Origin of the sequence: Cyanobium gracile UHCC 0139 (genome assembly GCF_034931325.1) — a bacterium.
GTDB classification, from domain to species: Bacteria; Cyanobacteriota; Cyanobacteriia; order PCC-6307; family Cyanobiaceae; genus Cyanobium; species Cyanobium gracile_B.
In genome coordinates, this window is sequence record NZ_JAYGHX010000006.1 from 158,083 (window position 1) to 173,104 (window position 15,022).

A 15,022-nucleotide genomic window follows, 5' to 3' on the forward strand; every position below is an offset into this window, starting at 1 on the left:
ATCCTTAAGACGCGCAATCGCTCCGTCCTGGCCTGCAGCAATCCGTCATGGAGCCCAGCCTCGCGGTGGCCGCCCCGCCCCTGCCAGGCTGGCCGCCCCGGCGACGCACCATGGCGGGTGGCCCCAGCATCGCCCTGGCCCTGGAGGGCCAGCTGCGCCTTGATGACCAGCCCGCCCTGCACCGGGCCGTGGCCCTGGCGCGCCAGAGCGGCGCGCGGCTGCTGGTGCTGGCCTGCCGGCCCCAATCCCGGCGGCTGAGGGGCCCCCACCAGCGGCGCCTGGAGGCCCAGGCCCTCGCTTCACTGCACGCCCGCCTGGTGGCCCAGGGCGTTGCCCTGCTCCACCACCCCCAGCTCACCACCGCGGCCGCCCTCGCCGAGCTCCGCCCCCAGGTGCAGCCGGATGCGGTGCTGCACGCCGAGGAGAGTCGCCTGTTCGCCACCTGGCCGGTGGCGGCCGACCGTTTCCCCAGGGTGTTCAGCCCGTTCCGCCGGGCCCTGGAACGCGACCCGGAACCGCCGCTGCCCCCACCGGATCTCGCCGGCCTGGGGGACAGCTGGGACGATTTCCCCCGCGCCTGGCTGGTGCCGCCCGTTCCCCCGCCGGCGGCGCCCGGGGCCGGCAGCGATCCCCGCAGCGCCTTCCCCTTTCCCGGTGATGAACCCACGGCCCTGGCCCGGCTGCAGCACTACCTGTTCGACTCCAGCGGGCTGCGCGACTACAAAGCCACCCGCAACGGCCTGGTGGGGACCGAGTTCTCCGCCAAGTTCTCCCCCTTCCTCGGGGTGGGCTCCCTTTCGGTGCGGCGGATCTGGCGGGAGGTTCTTCGCTACCAGGAGCTCCACGGCGCCGATGAGGGCTCGGAATGGATGAAGCAGGAACTGCTCTGGCGGGAGTTCTTCCTCTGGTCGGAGCAGAAGCATGGCGACGCTTTCCATGCCCCCGGCGGCCTTCAGCAGCGCCCGCCCGACTGGGTGGAAGATCGGAAGCGCTTCGCCCGCTGGACCCGCGGCGACGCCGGCCATCCCCTGATCGACGCCCAGCTCAACGAGCTGCTCACCACCGGCTACCTCTCCAACCGCGGCCGTCAGTGGGTGGCCTCCCACTTCGTCAATGAGCTGCGGTTGCCCTGGACCTGGGGTGCCCGCTTCTTCGAGTGGGCCCTGATCGACGCCCACCCGGCCCTGAACACCGGCAACTGGGCCTACCTGGCCGGCGTCGGCTCCGATCCGCGCAGCTTCGGCGGCAGCCCCCGCCGCTTCGATCTGGAGCGCCAGGTGGGCCTCTACGACCCCGAGCAGACCCACCGCCGGCTCTGGGCCCCCCCGGTGCCCCAACCCTCGTGACCCTCACCCTGTGGCCCTGACCCTGATCCTGGGCGACCAGCTCCACCCCGACTGGCTCAGCCCCTCGCCCCTCCAGCTTGTCCCCGGCCAGCGGGCGCTGATGATCGAGGACCTGGCCGTGGCCAGCACCTGGCGGTACCACCGCCTGCGGCTGCTGCACACCTTCGTGGCCATGCGCAGCTTCCGTGACGCGCTGCTGGAGCGGGGTGTGGCGGTGCGCTACTGGGAGCTGCCGGAGTCGGAGGGGGTGCCGTTCTGGCAGCGGCTGGCGGTCGAGCTGAACGGCGGCCGCGAGACGCAGGACGGCGAACTGGACGGCCGCGAGCTCCGGGTGGCCGAGGTGGCCGACCGCAGCTTCGCGTTGCGGCTGCAGCGCTTCTGCGACGAGCAGGGCGTGCGCCTCACCGTGCTGCCCTCACCGGCGTTCCTGGAATCGGTGGCAGGCAGCCGGAGCTGGTTCGAGGGCCGCCGCCGCCCGTTCATGAAGACCTTCTACGAGCGCCAGCGCCGCCGCCTCGGGCTGCTGCTGGAGCCCGATGGCAGCCCCACCGGCGGCCGCTGGAGCTTCGATGTGGAGAACCGCCGCAAGCTGCCCAAGGGCTACGTGGAGCCGCCGCTGCCGGCGGTGGCGGCCAGCCCCCACGAGCCGGCGGTGCGCGCCCTGATCACCCGCCATTTCCCCGACCACCCCGGCGAGCTGGGCCCCCTGTGGATCCCCTTCGATCAGGCCGGAGCCGCGGACTGGCTGCAGCGCTTCCTGGCGGAACGCCTCGATGGCTTCGGGCCGTTCGAAGACGCCCTCAGCCAGCGGCACGCCACCCTGCACCACTCGCTGCTGTCGCCCCTGCTCAACATCGGCCTGCTGACGCCTGCGGCGGTGGTCGCCGCCACCCTGGAGCACGCCCGGTGCCGAGAGTCGGGCGGCCAGCCGGTGCCGATCGCCTCGCTGGAGGGCTTCCTGCGCCAGGTGATCGGCTGGCGCGAGTTCGTGCGCGGCATCGACCGGGTGCATGGTGAGCGCCAGTCGGCCGCCAACGTCTGGGACCACCATCGCCGCCTCGCCCCCTGCTGGGACGACGGCAGCAGCGGCCTGCCGCCCCTGGATGCGGCGATCGAACGGGTGAACCGCCTGGGCTACAACCACCACATCGAGCGGCTGATGGTGATCAGCAACCTGATGCTGCTGTGTGAGATCCACCCCGGTGAGGTGCACCGCTGGTTCATGGAGCGCTACCTGGATTCCTATGAGTGGGTGATGGGCCCGAACGTCTACGGCATGGGCCAGATGAGTGATGGCGGCCTGTTCGCCACCAAGCCCTACATCGGCGGCTCCAACTACATCTTCAAAATGGGCGACTACAAAAAGGGCCCCTGGTGCGAGGTCTGGGACGGCCTCTACTGGCGCTTCATCGACCGCCACCGTGCCTTCTTTGCGGCCAATCCCCGCCTTTCGATGATGGTGCGGCTGCTGGAGAAGATGGACCCCAAGCGGCGCGAGGCACTCGAGGCCGCCGCCGAGGGGTTCCTGGCGCGGGCCACCCGTTAAGGGGCCTTGGGAACGACGACGCGGGGCGCCAGGTTCAGGTGGCGGATGCGCTGGCCGAAGCCCCGGTCGTCGAATGAGGCGAGCGTGTCGCAGCCACGGCAGCTGGCGTGTTGCAGGGCATCGGCGAAGTCGAGCCCGCTGCGCAGCCCGGCGAGGGCCTGTTCCAGGGCCAGGCGATCTTCTGCGCTGAGGCCGGGGTGGGCCAGCAGGTGGTCGAACATCAGCAGCACCTGCCCAGCCGCGAAGCCGTAGTAGCCCCGCAGCACCCATTCCAGTTCCAGGGCCACGGTCTTGGGCAGGAACAGGGGCTGCCCCGATTCGATCAGCTGCCGGGCCGCCTGGCGCTGGCGTTCAGTGGCGGCATCGGCCCCGTCCTCTTCCACGAAATAGCGGGTCAGCATGTTGGCGTCGAGGCCGATCACGGCGTCAGCAGGCTGGCCGGGTCGAAGTCCGCCGGCACCGGCGGGCGAGGGCTCCTGAGCAGACCGAAGCCACCGGCCGGCAGCGGCTGCTCCGGCTTGCAGGAGCGCACCTCGATGTGATCGCCCAGCAGCTGGAAGCTGACCCGACCGCCTCGGGCCAGACCGAGCTGCTGACGCAAGGCCTTGGGGATGGTGACCTGTCCCTTGCTGGTGATCGAGCTGGTGGCGGCGTCTTCGGCTGGCATGGCCACCGGCTCCTGAAGGTGGGTCTTACCTGGTAAGGATCAATCGAGCAGCGCGGATCGACGAGCATGGTCCCGCCCTGACCCAGCCCTGTCCGTGACCGCCTCCGCTGACGCCGCCGCCACCCGGCCGCCCGCCCCCGCCCTGCTGCTGGAGCGCCTGGCGGCGGTGGAGGGCATGGGGCCCGGCCGGCGGCGGCTGGTGCTGCTGCTCAGCCAGCTGGGCGACTTCGACAGCCTCGAGTACGCCCAGGCCCTGGTGCCGGTGCTGCCGCAGCTGCAGGCCGCCGGCATCGCCGTGCTGGCAATCGGGATCGGCGACGCGGCTGGCCGCGAACGCTTCTGCGACTTCACCGGCTACCCGAGCGAGCGGCTGCTGGTGGATGCTCAGCCGGACCTGCACCGCGACCTGGGGCTCTACGAGGGGTTGAAGCAGGCCGGCGGGCCCTGGCCCAACCTGCTGCTGATGTGCGCCGGCCTCGGTTCCCCCGGCACCCTGGCCGAGGTGCTGCGCGGCTACACCGGCGATCGCAGCGCCCCCCAGCGCATCGCCGACGACGAGACGATCCAGGCGGGCCCCCTGCCGCCGATCCAAGGGTCGTTCTTCGCACGGGCCGGCGGCCGCGGCTTCCAGCGCCCCTTTGAGCTGGCCACCGTGCGGCTGCGCAACATGGCCGAAGTGCTGGGCCACTGGCGCACCTACGTCCCCCGCGACGACTTCCTCACCCAGCGCGGCGGCACCTATCTGCTGGAGGCCGACGACACCCTGCTCTACAGCCACCGCGACCCCGGCATCCTCGGCTTCTCGGCCACCATGGCCCGGCCGCTGAGCTTCCTGGATCCGTATCTGGGCTGAGGTGGGTGGCGGGAACCCCCCTGGTCCGGGCTGGTACGGTCCTTCCCATGACGATCACACCCCCGTAGGCCGCTGTTGCGGTATCCGCCGGTCTGCCGCTCCAGCCGCGGTTGACCTGCCGTGCTGATACGGGTCTGTGTCGTCCACTTCCTTTCCCATGACCTTCTCCATCAAGGAGTGGTGGGGCCAGCCCCACCGCGACATCCTTTCGGGCCTGGTGGTGGCCTTCGCGATGATCCCGGAGGCGATCGCCTTTTCCGGCATCGCCGGGGTGGACCCCAGCGTGGGGCTGTTCGGAGCCTTCCTGCTGGCGGTGACCCTGGCGGTGGTGGGGGGCCGCACGGCGATGATCACCTCCGCCACCGGCTCCACCGCCCTGCTGATGACGGGCCTGGTGCAGCAGGGTGACGCCCTGGGGGACGGGCTCGGCCTGCAGTACCTGCTGGCGGCGGGTCTGCTGACCGGCCTGTTCCAGATCGCCTGGGGATACCTGCGGCTGGCCCACCAGATGCGCTTCGTGCCGCAGCCGGTGATGGCGGGGTTCGTGAATGCCCTGGCGATCCTGATCCTGCTGGCCCAGCTGCCCCAGCTGGGGCTCGATGTCTTTCACCCGGAGAACGTGGTGGTCGAGGCCGCCCAGCTGCCGGCGGTCTGGGCGTTGATGCTGCTCACCCTGGCGATCATCTATCTGCTGCCGCGCCTCACCCGGGTGGTCCCGTCGGCCCTGATCGCCATCCTGATCACCACCGGCATCTCGATCAGCCTCGGACTCGATTTGCCCACGGTGGCGAGCCTGGGCACGCTGCCTGCGGGCCTGCCGCAGTTCGCCCTGCCCCAGGTGCCCCTGAGCTTCGGCACGCTGGGCCTGATCCTGCCCACGGCGCTGGCGATCTCGCTGGTGGGGCTGATGGAGACCTTCCTGACCCAGGACATCCTCGACGACCTCACTGACCAGACCAGCCACAAGAACACCGAGGCCCGGGGCCAGGGGATCGGCAACATCGTCAGTTCCCTGTTCGGCGGCATGGCCGGCTGCGCCCTGGTGGGGCAGTCGGTGATGAACGTGGGCTACGGCGGCCGTACGCGGCTATCGACGTTGACGTCGGGGGTGAGTCTGCTGGCGATGATCCTGCTGGCTCGCGACTGGGTGAACCAGATCCCGATGGCCACCCTGGTGGGCGTGATGGTGATGATCGCCATCAACACCGCCAACATCGGTTCGATCACAGGGATCCGGCGGATTCCCAAGAGCGACACCGCCGTGATGCTGCTCACGGTGGGAATCACCGTGATCACCCACAACCTGGCCATCGGCCTGCTCGCCGGCGTGGCCCTGGCCGGGATCCTGTTCAGCCGCAAGGTGGCCAAGGTGATCGCCGTGGAGAGTCGCCTCGAGGGCGACGACCATCGCGTCTATGTGGTCCGCGGCCAGCTGTTCTTCGTGAGCAGTGTCTATTTCCGGGCGGGGTTCGAGATCCACGAACACCCGGCCCGGGTGACGATCGACATGGCCGACGCCCATATCTGGGACCAGAGCGGCGTGAGCGCCCTCGACCAGGTGATCCGCCGGCTCAAGCTGGGCGGCAGCGCCGTGGAGGTGGTGCACCTCAACCGCGAAAGCACCGATCTGTTCGCCCGCATCGGCCAGGCCGAGGAAGCCGGTGGCGGGGGACGGGGCCTGGGCCCGGCGCATTGAATCGGATCGATCGGGGCAGGCTCACAGCCCCCCCAGCCCCTCCTTCAACCCCTCCGTGACGGCCGCCAGAAACGGCAGATCCAGCGTGTCGATCGTGTCGCTCATCTGGTGGTAGTGCGGGTTGCGTAGGAAGGAGGTGTCGGTCACCATCACGGCGTCGTAGCCCGCATCCCAGAAGGGGCTGTGGTCGCTGAGCCGCACATCGGGAATCGCCCGGCCGGCATCGGGCACCGGCAGCACCTTGGTGACCACGTGCTTCCCCATCCGGCTGGCCAGGCCGGGCAGCATGGCGCCGGCGCCCAGGTTGCCCACCACGGCGATGAAGTCGCCCCGATCGCCGTAGATCGCCTTCATCGCCGGATGGGGGTAGTTCTGGGTTTCGGTGGTGTAGGCGAGCATCTCCAGGCTCACCATCAGCTTCAGCGTCTGGCCACCGGCCTGCAGTTCCCTGGCCAGGGCCGTGCTGCCGAGCATGCCCCACTCCTCCTGATCGAAGGCCACGATCCACACCGGCCGCCTGGGCGGCTGGGCCTTCCAGTGCACCGCCAGCTCGATCAGGGCCGCCAGGCCGGAGGCGTTGTCGTCGGCGTCGATCGAGTGCAGGGGGCCGTCGTAGTGGGCCGCCACCAGCAGGGGATTGAGCTCCGGGCGCTGGCCGGGAAGCCGCAGGATCAGGTTGGTTCCCGCATCGATGCCCTCATGGAAGTGGTGCTCCTCCACCGGCCCCAGGGCGCCCAGCTGTTCGATCAGGTAGGCGCGCACCGCCATCAGGCCCATGGGATCCCAGCGGGCGTGGCGGGGCCGGGCCAGGTGCTGCAGGTGTTCCAGCAGGGGCGCGGGGTCAGGGGTGGGGTGGTCGATGTCGAGGCGTTCGATGGGGCACGAAGCCTACTCGCTTGACACCTGCACTGCAAGTGTGGATAATTAGGGAATGGTCAAGGTCTTCGCCCCAGCTGACGCCCTTTACGGCCTCGAGGAACTCCTCCTCGTCGCCGGCAAGCTGCTGGACGAGGAGATCTCGCCGCGCACGGTGCGTCTCTATGCCACCCAGGGGTTGATCGATCGCCCCGGCAAGGAGGGGCGCAGCGCGGTGTACGGCCACCGGCACTTGTTGCAACTGGTGCTGGTGCGCGCCCTGGCCCGGCGCGGTTTGAGTCTCTCCGCCATCGCTCCCTTCTGCGTTCTGGCCGACGCCGATCTGGAGCAACAGCTGGAGCAGCTCGATGGGGAAGGGGCGGCGGCCGCCGCTCCCTCCGTCGCCACCGGCAACGAGGCCCTGCGCTACCTGCGGGATCTTTCGGGGACGTCCGACGACGCCGATGCTGCGGGAGGCGATTCTTTGTCCTTCGCACGAAAAGCTGCCGCGATGGGCTCCGTTCTCGGGATGCTCAACAAACCCCTGTCCTCCCGCTCCCGTTCCGACCGCACTCCCACCGGATCCCGCTCCAGCGACAACGGCAGCCGCTGGCTGCGTTTCACCCTCGCCCCCGGCATCGAAGTGCACGTCCGCGACTCCGTGCTGCCGCCTCCTGCCGGCCCCCGGCGCCAGCAATGGCTCCAGCACCTCCTGGACCGCCTCAACGCCCTGCTCGACGACGCCTCCCGCTGACCCCGTTCCCCCGTCCCACCGCTACCCCCAACCATGACCCGTCCCACCCTGCGCTTCCGGCCCCTGCGGCCGGCGGTGGCCTCCGATCGCCCGTCGACTCTTGATCTGCTGCTCACGATCACCCCGCCGCCGCTGCCCGCCGCAGCCAGCCTTCGCGAGCGACCGCCGCTCAACCTGGCCCTGGTGATCGACCGCTCCGGCTCGATGGGCGGCACCAAGCTCAGTTATGCCCGCAAGGCCGCCCGCTTCCTGGCCGGGGAACTCACCGGCCGTGATCGGCTCGCCATCGTCAGCTTCGACAATGAGGTGCAGATCGTCGTGCCCTTGAGGCCCGTGGCCGATCCCCAGCCGTTCATCGCCGCGATCAACACGATCCACAGCGGCGGCAGCACGGCCCTGTTCGATGGCTGGCGAGCCGGGGCCACCCAGGTGGCCGAGCACCTCGATCCCGCTGCGATGAACCGGGTGCTGCTGCTCTCCGATGGCCAGGCCAACCATGGCCTCACCGACACCGACCAGATCGCCGCCAAGGTGGCGGGCCTGACCCAGCGCGGCATCAGCACCAGTGCCTTCGGCCTGGGCGATGACTTCGACGAGGACCTGATGGGGGCGATGGCCGCGGCGGGGGACGGCACCCTGGCCCACATCGAAACCCCCAGCCAGCTGGCCGACCTCTACGCCTCCGAGCTCCAGGGGCTGACCAGCACCTTCGGGCGGCGGGTGAGCCTGGGCCTGCGGGGCAAACACGGCGCTGAGGTGGTCGACCTGCTCAACGACCTGACGCCCACCGGCGCTGGCAACCACCAGCTCCCCAACCTGCGCGCCGGCCAGGAGCTCAACGTGGGCCTGCAGCTGGAGCTGCCCGCCTGGAGCCCGAATCAGGAGATCCTCAGCGTGCGGCTGGCCTGGGAGGCCCCCGGTAGCGGCGACCGCCAGAGCCTGATCGAGCACCTGCACCTGCCGGTGATGGAAAGCGAGGAGCTCAAGCAGCTGGAGCCCGATGACGCGGTGGCCGAACAGCTGGCGCTGCTGCGGGCCAACCGGGAACGCCGGCGCGTGATCACTGAGCTGGATCGAGGGGATGTCCTCAGCGCCAGCGCCAGCCTGGGCAAGCTGTTCGGCGACCTCTCGGCGATGCCTGCCACCCCGAGGCTCACCCGGGAGCTCAACCTGCTCAGCGACAAGCTGGCCCTGCTCAAGAGCGATCCCAATCGCAGCCGCAAGAACCTCCGCCGCGAATCGCAGCGCTCCAGCCTCAATGTGTGGGAGAGCGACGATGAACAGACCTGAGGTGGTGGCGATCGGGGATGTGCACGGCTGCGCCTCCCTGCTGGAGCAGGAACTCACCCCGCACTTTGATTCAGGTGCCGAGCTGATCTTCCTGGGGGACCTGATCGATCGGGCCCCCGAAGCCGATGGCGACCGTCTGGTGCTGGAGCGGGTGTGGCAGCTGCAGGAGAACCCCGGCGCCTACGGGCTGGCGGCGGTGACCGTGCTGCGGGGCAACCACGAGCAGATGCTGCTGAAGGCGATGGCACCGAGAGCGCCGGATGAGGACGTGGAGCTGTGGCTGTGCAACGGCGCCAACCCCGACCTCCTGCCCCTGGCCCGCGAGCGCCAGGCCTGGTTCGAGCAGCTGCCGTACACAGCAATCCGCGGCCGCTATCTGTTCGTCCATGCGGGCGTGCGCCCCGACATCCGCCTCGAGCACCAGGCCACAGACGATCTGATCTGGATCCGGCGGCCGTTTCTGAGCCGGCCCCATGGGTTGCCGTACACCGTGGTGCATGGGCATACGTTTCGCCATGACTTCAAGGTGACCCGGTTGCCGCATCGGATCGGGATTGATACGGGGGCTTATCTGAGTGGGGTGTTGACGGCGCTGCGGCTCACGGCTGATCAGCCTCCGGGTTCATCATCACCCCAGCTGGGCCTTGGTGGCGCCGTCAAGGTTGCGGATGATCTGTTCGTGGTCCATGTCTCTGGCTCAGCGCAGCAGGACCACCGCCACCAGACCCCAAACCAGGCCGAGCACATGCATGGCGAGGGGAACGGGCTCGTCCGGCGGATAGGACGACAGCAGCCGCCTCCGGCACAGTTGCTGCTGGCCAAGGAACAGGGCGCAGACCAGGGCCAGGAGGTAGACCACCAGCACCCCGAGGTGTTCGAGGGTTTCCGCGATGGCGTCCGGCCCCGGCCCGCTCAGGTGTTGGGCGAGGTGGAAGATCTGGCTGGGCAGCTCGGCGCTGAGCATGAACACGAAGAACATGGCCACCCCTTGGCGGCCCAGGCGGGCGATCTGCGCGGCTGACGGGTGCGCCATCGTTCCGGAGCATGGGTTGTGAAGTCTGGTCCTGGCATCAGGGGTGGGCCCCGCCGGTGTCCGGCGTCGATCAGGCAGCGGCCGCCCAATCCACCAGGGTCAGGCCCTCGACGCGGGCGAATTCACGCACGTTGTGGCTCACCAGGGTGGCGCCGAGGGCCAGGGCATGGGCGGCAATCCAGAGATCGTTGCCGCCGATGGGGGTGGCCCGGCGGTTGAGGGCGGCGGCCTGCGCGGCGTAGTGGCGGCAGAAGGCGGGGCCATCGGGGTAGAGCACGGGTACCTGCCGGGACAGGGCCTCGAGCTGCTGGAGGGTGGCCTCGCGGCGCTGGCTGCCCTCGGCCCCGCGCAGCAGTTCGGCCCAGGTGATGAACGACATCGCCAGGCTGTCCCCATCGGCGAGTTGATCGATGCGCTCAGCCACCTGGGCCGGCCGGTTCTTGATCAGGTAGATGAGGATGTTGGTGTCGAGCAGATAGATCACAGGCTCTCCCGCTCCTGCACCGGGATCGGACTGGCCTGCTGCGCTTCCAGGCTGGCCACGAAGCTGGGCTCGAAGCGGGCGAGCGTGTCGAGCAGGGCCTGGCCCCGCTGGGCAGGGCAGGGGTGAATGATCAGATCGCCGTTGGGGCTGCGGGTGATCTGCACCCGGTCGGTGGCGAGGCGAAACTCGGCGGGGATGCGCACAGCCTGGCTGTTTCCGTTCATGAAGACCCGGCTGGGAAGCACGTCCATGACCCTCTGTCTGGTGTGTACGACAATGTAGGTACAGGCTAGCCGAAAGCCCTTGGCCGTCCTGCTTGGCCGTCCATCGACGTGATCCGCAGGGGTCCTGCAGCCGTCAGGGCTTGGCTCCCAGCAGCTCAGCCAGATAGCTGGAAAGGCGGAACCCAGTCGGATGGGGATAGACGATGTCGGCAATCTTCCAGCTGCCGGTGGGGCCGCGCACCAGCTGATAGCGCAACAGCTGCGGCGCCTCAATGGGGCGGTTGCGCAGGCCTGCCTGCACAGCCACCAGGGCTTCCAATCCTGCGCCGGGGGTGGCGGTGCAGCTCAGCACCTTGGCGCCCAAGGTCGATACCTGGGTGCCGCTGAACAGATCGAAGTCAACGAAACGGCCGCTGGCTGGATCGAGGCCATAGGCACGCCTGAGCTTCTGGTACAGCCCATTGGTGAAGCGGCTCTGCTGGCTCCTGATCTCGATCGGACCACGTATGTCTTGCCGCGCCACCTGCCAGCGGTAGAAGCCATCCAGCTGGGTCTTCACCGGTACTGGGCAAGGGGCGAGCGCCACGGCCACCAACAGCGGCGTCAGCTGGGGCAGGGGCATGACGGCGTGCTGGCGTTGCGTTGAATCCTGGCAGCGGCGGGTGATGACGGGGCATCTCACCAGCCGTGGTGGCAACCATGGGTCACTACCGGATCAGGGCCTGCCATGGACACCGCACGTCTGTTCCAATCGGGCCGCAGCCAGGCGGTGCGGCTGCCGAAGGCGTACCGCTTCAGCGGCAGCGAGGTGGTGGTGAAGCATTTCGGTAATGGGGTGCTGTTGCTGCCGATCGATGACCCCTGGCAAACGCTGGAGGCCGGGTTGGCGGCCTTCGAGCCGGGCTTTGTGATCACGCGTGAGCAGCCGGAGGAGCAGATCCGGGAGGCGATCAGCCCATGATTCTGCTCGATACCAACATCTGCATTACCATCATCAACGCCAAACCAGCAGCGGTAATGGAGCGGTTCAAGCGCTACCGGCTCGGAGAGATTGGCCTCTGCAGTGTGGTGGCGGCCGAGCTGCGGGCGGAGCTGGAGCGCCGGGGCACTCCCATTGGCTCCCTCGACACGATGATCGCGGCCCATGCCCTGAGCCTGCAGGCCATGCTGATCACCAACAACACCTGGGAGTTTGCCCAGGTGAGCGGCCTGCAGGTGGAGAACTGGGTGCCGACGGCCTAGGTGTGCTTTCCCACCAGGTTGTTCATGCCTGCAGCTGAGCAAGCCGCTGTTGGGGGGTGAGGCCACCCAGGGCCATATGGCACCTGCGGCCGTTAGAGATCCGCAAGTAGGCCGGCAGCAGGGCTCGATCAAAGCCAGGAAGGCTTCCCTGGGAACCGTGGCCTCCATCTCATCCAAGAAGCGCTGGCGACGCGTCCTCTTTTTGGCATGAGTTTGCTCGTGCTCCGAAAAGCCCAGCTGGAGGGGGACGGCCTTCCGTTCGAGCCTCAGTGTTGGATCTGGGTTGATTTTAGTACGTTTTTCAGATGTTCCCTAGGGTTCAATGCTGCTGGCTCGCTACAAATGTAGTCCGCTGTCTTTCACGCTCAATGGTTCACGCTGAACTTAAGGAGCCCACGAGGGAGGTCTCTGCGATCCTCCCATCGAATCAGCTAGCCATACACTTTCAACCCATCGTCTCCCTGAAGCAAACCTCCGTGGTGGGCCTGGAGGCCCTCGCGCGCCCGGCGCTCATGGGTGTCGGACAGAAGTTCGCCAAGGCCCGCAAGGCCGGGAAGCTGCTGGAGCTGGATCGCCGCTGCCGCCTCCGGGCCATGGAGGCCTACCGGGATCTCAACTTGCCCCGGTCCCTACGCCCCTTTCTGTTTCTCAACTTTGAAACGTCATTGATCGACGAGGGAGTGGAAGGCTCGGGAGCCTTGCTCGAGGCCACCGAGGCCACGGGTCTGGAACCCAGCGACATCGTGATCGAGCTCAACGAAACCAAGGTTCAGGACACGATGACCCTGAAACGCTTCGTGGAGCGCCATCGCGAATTGGGTTTCCTGATCGCCATTGACGACTTGGGATCCGGCCACAGCAACCTGCCACGCATCGCCGAATTGCGGCCCCACATCATCAAGCTCGACCGCAGTCTCATCGCCGGAGTCGACCGCGACTTTTTCAAGCAGGAAATGATGAAGTCGCTGATCTTACTTGGAAAGACCATCGGCACTCTGGTGCTGGCTGAAGGGGTGGAAACCAAGGCAGAACTGGACACCTGCGCCGCCTTCGGAGCAGAGTTCTTCCAGGGCTATCACTTTGCCCGCCCCAAGCCAGCGGCCAACCTGCACCTGGCGGCCCTGCACCCCGTTCTGATGGAAGCCGCCCGCCGGCAACGGGTCAAAGCCGTGGCCGCCATCCAGGCCCGCCAGGTGGAGGGCCTCGATCTGATCAATCTGGCCCGCGCAGGGTGTGAAGCCCTACGTCACATCCCTGCCCAAATATTCGACGGCGCCCTTGCCAACTGGGTAGGCACCAACACCATGATCGAAGCCGCCTACGTGCTCGATGGCGACGGACTGCAGATCAGCAACACGCACCTAGGCCAGGGTCTCCCCCCGTCGAGGAACCGCCTGTTCACACCCGCCACGCGGGGCACCGACCACGCCAACAAGGAGTATTTCTTCAGCCTGATGGATACGGGTCTCCATGAGCACATCACCGACACCTACATCAGCCTGGCCACCGGCCAGCGCTGCCGCACCGTGGCCACGAGGTTGGAGCACGCCAGCGGTACTTCCTTCGTGCTCTGTATTGATCAGCGCCTCAAACCCTGATCTGATCGCCAGAAAACCACCAGTCCACGGTCCTGCTGATTCAACGGTCGACTCCAGAGCGCGAGGCCGTGATCGAGCGGTACCGGGCCAGCCCCTTGCAGGCGCAGCGCAGTCTGATCCCGGCTTGCGCCGCAAGGGTCTTGAGCTGCACGCCCCCATCGAGAGGCCGACGAATCAGGCGTTCCCGACTGATCGGCGCCAGACGGGCCAGTGGGAGGCCAATCATGGGTTGTGAGGTCTTGGGAGGAGCGGTGACACCCCGACCCTGGCGACCTCACACCCCATCGTCAGCTGAACAACCTGGTGGGACTACACACCTAGTCCATTCCGGCATCGCGATCGGAGACCTGTGAATCGATTCATGACCGGCCCAAGGCCTGTGCTCCCCAACTATCTATTTCCAGTGCTGTGCTGGAGGTCGCGTCTCTGATCCGATGACCAACAGCGAGCAAGGGGAGCTGAGCCTCCTGGTGCCGGAAAGTGAATCGATACCGGTGGCGCCTGGTGTCGCTCAGGCCGCACTGGAGTGCAAAGGCATCCGCTCCACCCAGGATTTCCCCGCCGATCTCAGCACCCTGAGCCGGGAGCAGATCGAGCACCACTACCAGGCGATGCGCAACAGCCACGCCTTCCTCACACGCTCGAGGGCCCAGCTGCAACGCCGCTCCAGGGAGCTCACGGTGGCGCGCGAACGGTTTCTGGAGACCCTGCGCAGCTACGAGGGCCGGTTGATGGCCCTGGGCCAGGAGAAGGCGGAGGCCCTCCGCATCGCCCAGGACATGCACCGGGAGCTGGAGGCCTTCGAAGACAAACAACAGGCCCTCGATGGGCTGCTGCAGGAACTCGATGCCGCTAAGGATGAGGCCGGCTACTGGAGCATCTTCAGCATCACACGGCTGATCGAGCGCATGCGCCGCCTGCTGCGCGGAGGAAGAGAGGGCTGATGGGGGAACTGAGCGATCGCTTCGGCGAGCTGATGGCGCGCATGGCCAAGGGCGACGCCGATCTGTTCCGCACCGTGGGCGACCAGAACGCCGCGATCCGTCAGCTGGTGGATGAAGTGGCGCCGGCGGAGGCCATCGGTGTATTGAGTGAGTCCCCCCAGCCCTTGCTGCCGAAGGAGCAATGCCATCCGGCGGCCCTCAAGGCCCGCTTCCGCACGGCCGCAGCGGCCCATGCCCATCTGGAGGCCGCCCTGGGCCCAGCTCCCACCAAGAAGAAAACCTGGGACCATCTGAGCTCCGTGTTTGCGAATGGCGCCTGGCCCGCCCCTGCACGCTCACTGTCGGCATCGGGAGCTGGTCGTGGCGGCGTCAGCGAGGAAGCTCTGGCACAAATGGAAGCTCGACTGTTGCGGCGTATCGATCAGCTGGAAGAACGCGTGATGGGTTTGATCGAAACGCTGCTGTCAGGTAAGCCCTGATGACAGCGCAG

Annotated in this window: 18 protein-coding genes; 12 read left to right on the forward strand and 6 right to left on the reverse strand. The window is 67.9% G+C overall.

All coding sequences use genetic code 11. The features are described from left to right. Positions 1–47 precede the first annotated feature (47 nt). Positions 48–1,346, forward strand: coding sequence for an FAD-binding domain-containing protein (locus VB738_RS11260; RefSeq protein ID WP_323305818.1), 1,299 nt, complete (start codon positions 48–50; stop codon positions 1,344–1,346). 10 nt (positions 1,347–1,356) lie between these two features. Further along, positions 1,357–2,892: a cryptochrome/photolyase family protein gene (locus VB738_RS11265; protein ID WP_323305819.1), complete on the forward strand. Its 1,536-nt coding sequence runs from the start codon at positions 1,357–1,359 to the stop codon at positions 2,890–2,892. On the opposite strand, the gene VB738_RS11270 is transcribed toward VB738_RS11265, so the two are convergent. Then, positions 2,889–3,314 carry a type II toxin-antitoxin system VapC family toxin gene (locus VB738_RS11270; RefSeq protein ID WP_323305820.1) on the reverse strand — a complete coding sequence of 142 codons (426 nt, stop codon included), beginning with the start codon at positions 3,312–3,314 and terminating at the stop codon, positions 2,889–2,891. The genes VB738_RS11265 and VB738_RS11270 overlap by 4 nt on opposite strands. Then, the gene (locus VB738_RS11275) at positions 3,311–3,559 is read right to left on the reverse strand and encodes an AbrB/MazE/SpoVT family DNA-binding domain-containing protein (protein WP_323305821.1); all 249 of its coding nucleotides are present in this window, start codon (positions 3,557–3,559) and stop codon (positions 3,311–3,313) included. Before VB738_RS11275 ends, VB738_RS11270 begins: the two co-directional genes overlap by 4 nt. Positions 3,560–3,734: 175 nt before the next feature. Between VB738_RS11275 and VB738_RS11280 the strand changes: the two genes are divergently transcribed. Further along, a complete protein-coding gene (locus VB738_RS11280; RefSeq protein WP_323305888.1) occupies positions 3,735–4,412 on the forward strand; it encodes a peroxiredoxin-like family protein in 678 nt (225 codons plus the stop codon). Between the two features lie 157 nt (positions 4,413–4,569). After that, positions 4,570–6,108 carry a SulP family inorganic anion transporter gene (locus VB738_RS11285; RefSeq protein ID WP_323305822.1) on the forward strand — a complete coding sequence of 513 codons (1,539 nt, stop codon included), beginning with the start codon at positions 4,570–4,572 and terminating at the stop codon, positions 6,106–6,108. 21 nt (positions 6,109–6,129) lie between these two features. Here VB738_RS11285 and VB738_RS11290 read toward each other — a convergent pair whose 3' ends face one another. Beyond that, positions 6,130–6,876 carry a M28 family peptidase gene (locus tag VB738_RS11290; RefSeq protein WP_323305823.1) on the reverse strand — a complete coding sequence of 249 codons (747 nt, stop codon included), beginning with the start codon at positions 6,874–6,876 and terminating at the stop codon, positions 6,130–6,132. A gap of 163 nt (positions 6,877–7,039) precedes the next feature. Between VB738_RS11290 and VB738_RS11295 the strand changes: the two genes are divergently transcribed. Genes VB738_RS11295 through VB738_RS11305 form a run of 3 tightly spaced genes read left to right on the forward strand, consistent with a single transcriptional unit; the run spans position 7,040 to position 10,028 of the window. Continuing rightward, on the forward strand, positions 7,040–7,717 hold the full coding sequence (locus tag VB738_RS11295) for a MerR family transcriptional regulator (RefSeq protein WP_323305824.1): 678 nt from the start codon (positions 7,040–7,042) through the stop codon (positions 7,715–7,717). A 33-nt stretch (positions 7,718–7,750) separates the two neighbouring features. Beyond that, entirely contained in the window at positions 7,751–9,007 is a 1,257-nt protein-coding gene (locus tag VB738_RS11300; protein WP_323305825.1) for a vWA domain-containing protein, read from the forward strand. Next, the gene (locus tag VB738_RS11305) at positions 8,994–10,028 is read left to right on the forward strand and encodes a metallophosphoesterase family protein (protein WP_323305826.1); all 1,035 of its coding nucleotides are present in this window, start codon (positions 8,994–8,996) and stop codon (positions 10,026–10,028) included. Before VB738_RS11300 ends, VB738_RS11305 begins: the two co-directional genes overlap by 14 nt. 82 nt (positions 10,029–10,110) lie before the next feature. Here the strand turns inward: VB738_RS11305 and VB738_RS11310 are convergent, their stop codons facing one another. The 3 genes from VB738_RS11310 to VB738_RS11320 form a co-directional block, all read right to left on the reverse strand. Further along, positions 10,111–10,524: a type II toxin-antitoxin system VapC family toxin gene (locus tag VB738_RS11310; RefSeq protein WP_323305827.1), complete on the reverse strand. Its 414-nt coding sequence runs from the start codon at positions 10,522–10,524 to the stop codon at positions 10,111–10,113. Then, positions 10,521–10,775: an antitoxin gene (locus tag VB738_RS11315; RefSeq protein ID WP_323305828.1), complete on the reverse strand. Its 255-nt coding sequence runs from the start codon at positions 10,773–10,775 to the stop codon at positions 10,521–10,523. Before VB738_RS11315 ends, VB738_RS11310 begins: the two co-directional genes overlap by 4 nt. Positions 10,776–10,881: 106 nt before the next feature. Beyond that, on the reverse strand, positions 10,882–11,370 hold the full coding sequence (locus tag VB738_RS11320) for a hypothetical protein (RefSeq protein WP_323305829.1): 489 nt from the start codon (positions 11,368–11,370) through the stop codon (positions 10,882–10,884). A 105-nt stretch (positions 11,371–11,475) separates the two neighbouring features. On the opposite strand from VB738_RS11320, the gene VB738_RS11325 reads away from it, so the two are divergent. From VB738_RS11325 to VB738_RS11345, 5 genes are all read left to right on the forward strand, one after another. After that, the gene (locus VB738_RS11325; protein ID WP_323305830.1) at positions 11,476–11,709 is read left to right on the forward strand and encodes a type II toxin-antitoxin system VapB family antitoxin; all 234 of its coding nucleotides are present in this window, start codon (positions 11,476–11,478) and stop codon (positions 11,707–11,709) included. After that, the gene (locus VB738_RS11330; protein WP_323305831.1) at positions 11,706–11,990 is read left to right on the forward strand and encodes a hypothetical protein; all 285 of its coding nucleotides are present in this window, start codon (positions 11,706–11,708) and stop codon (positions 11,988–11,990) included. The genes VB738_RS11325 and VB738_RS11330 overlap by 4 nt, the downstream gene beginning before the upstream one ends. 305 nt (positions 11,991–12,295) lie before the next feature. Beyond that, positions 12,296–13,588 carry an EAL domain-containing protein gene (locus tag VB738_RS11335; RefSeq protein ID WP_323305832.1) on the forward strand — a complete coding sequence of 431 codons (1,293 nt, stop codon included), beginning with the start codon at positions 12,296–12,298 and terminating at the stop codon, positions 13,586–13,588. A 434-nt stretch (positions 13,589–14,022) separates the two neighbouring features. Then, positions 14,023–14,532 carry a hypothetical protein gene (locus tag VB738_RS11340; RefSeq protein WP_323305833.1) on the forward strand — a complete coding sequence of 170 codons (510 nt, stop codon included), beginning with the start codon at positions 14,023–14,025 and terminating at the stop codon, positions 14,530–14,532. Next, complete coding sequence (locus tag VB738_RS11345; protein ID WP_323305834.1) at positions 14,532–15,011, forward strand: hypothetical protein; 480 nt, start codon at positions 14,532–14,534, stop codon at positions 15,009–15,011. Before VB738_RS11340 ends, VB738_RS11345 begins: the two co-directional genes overlap by 1 nt. Positions 15,012–15,022 lie beyond the last annotated feature (11 nt).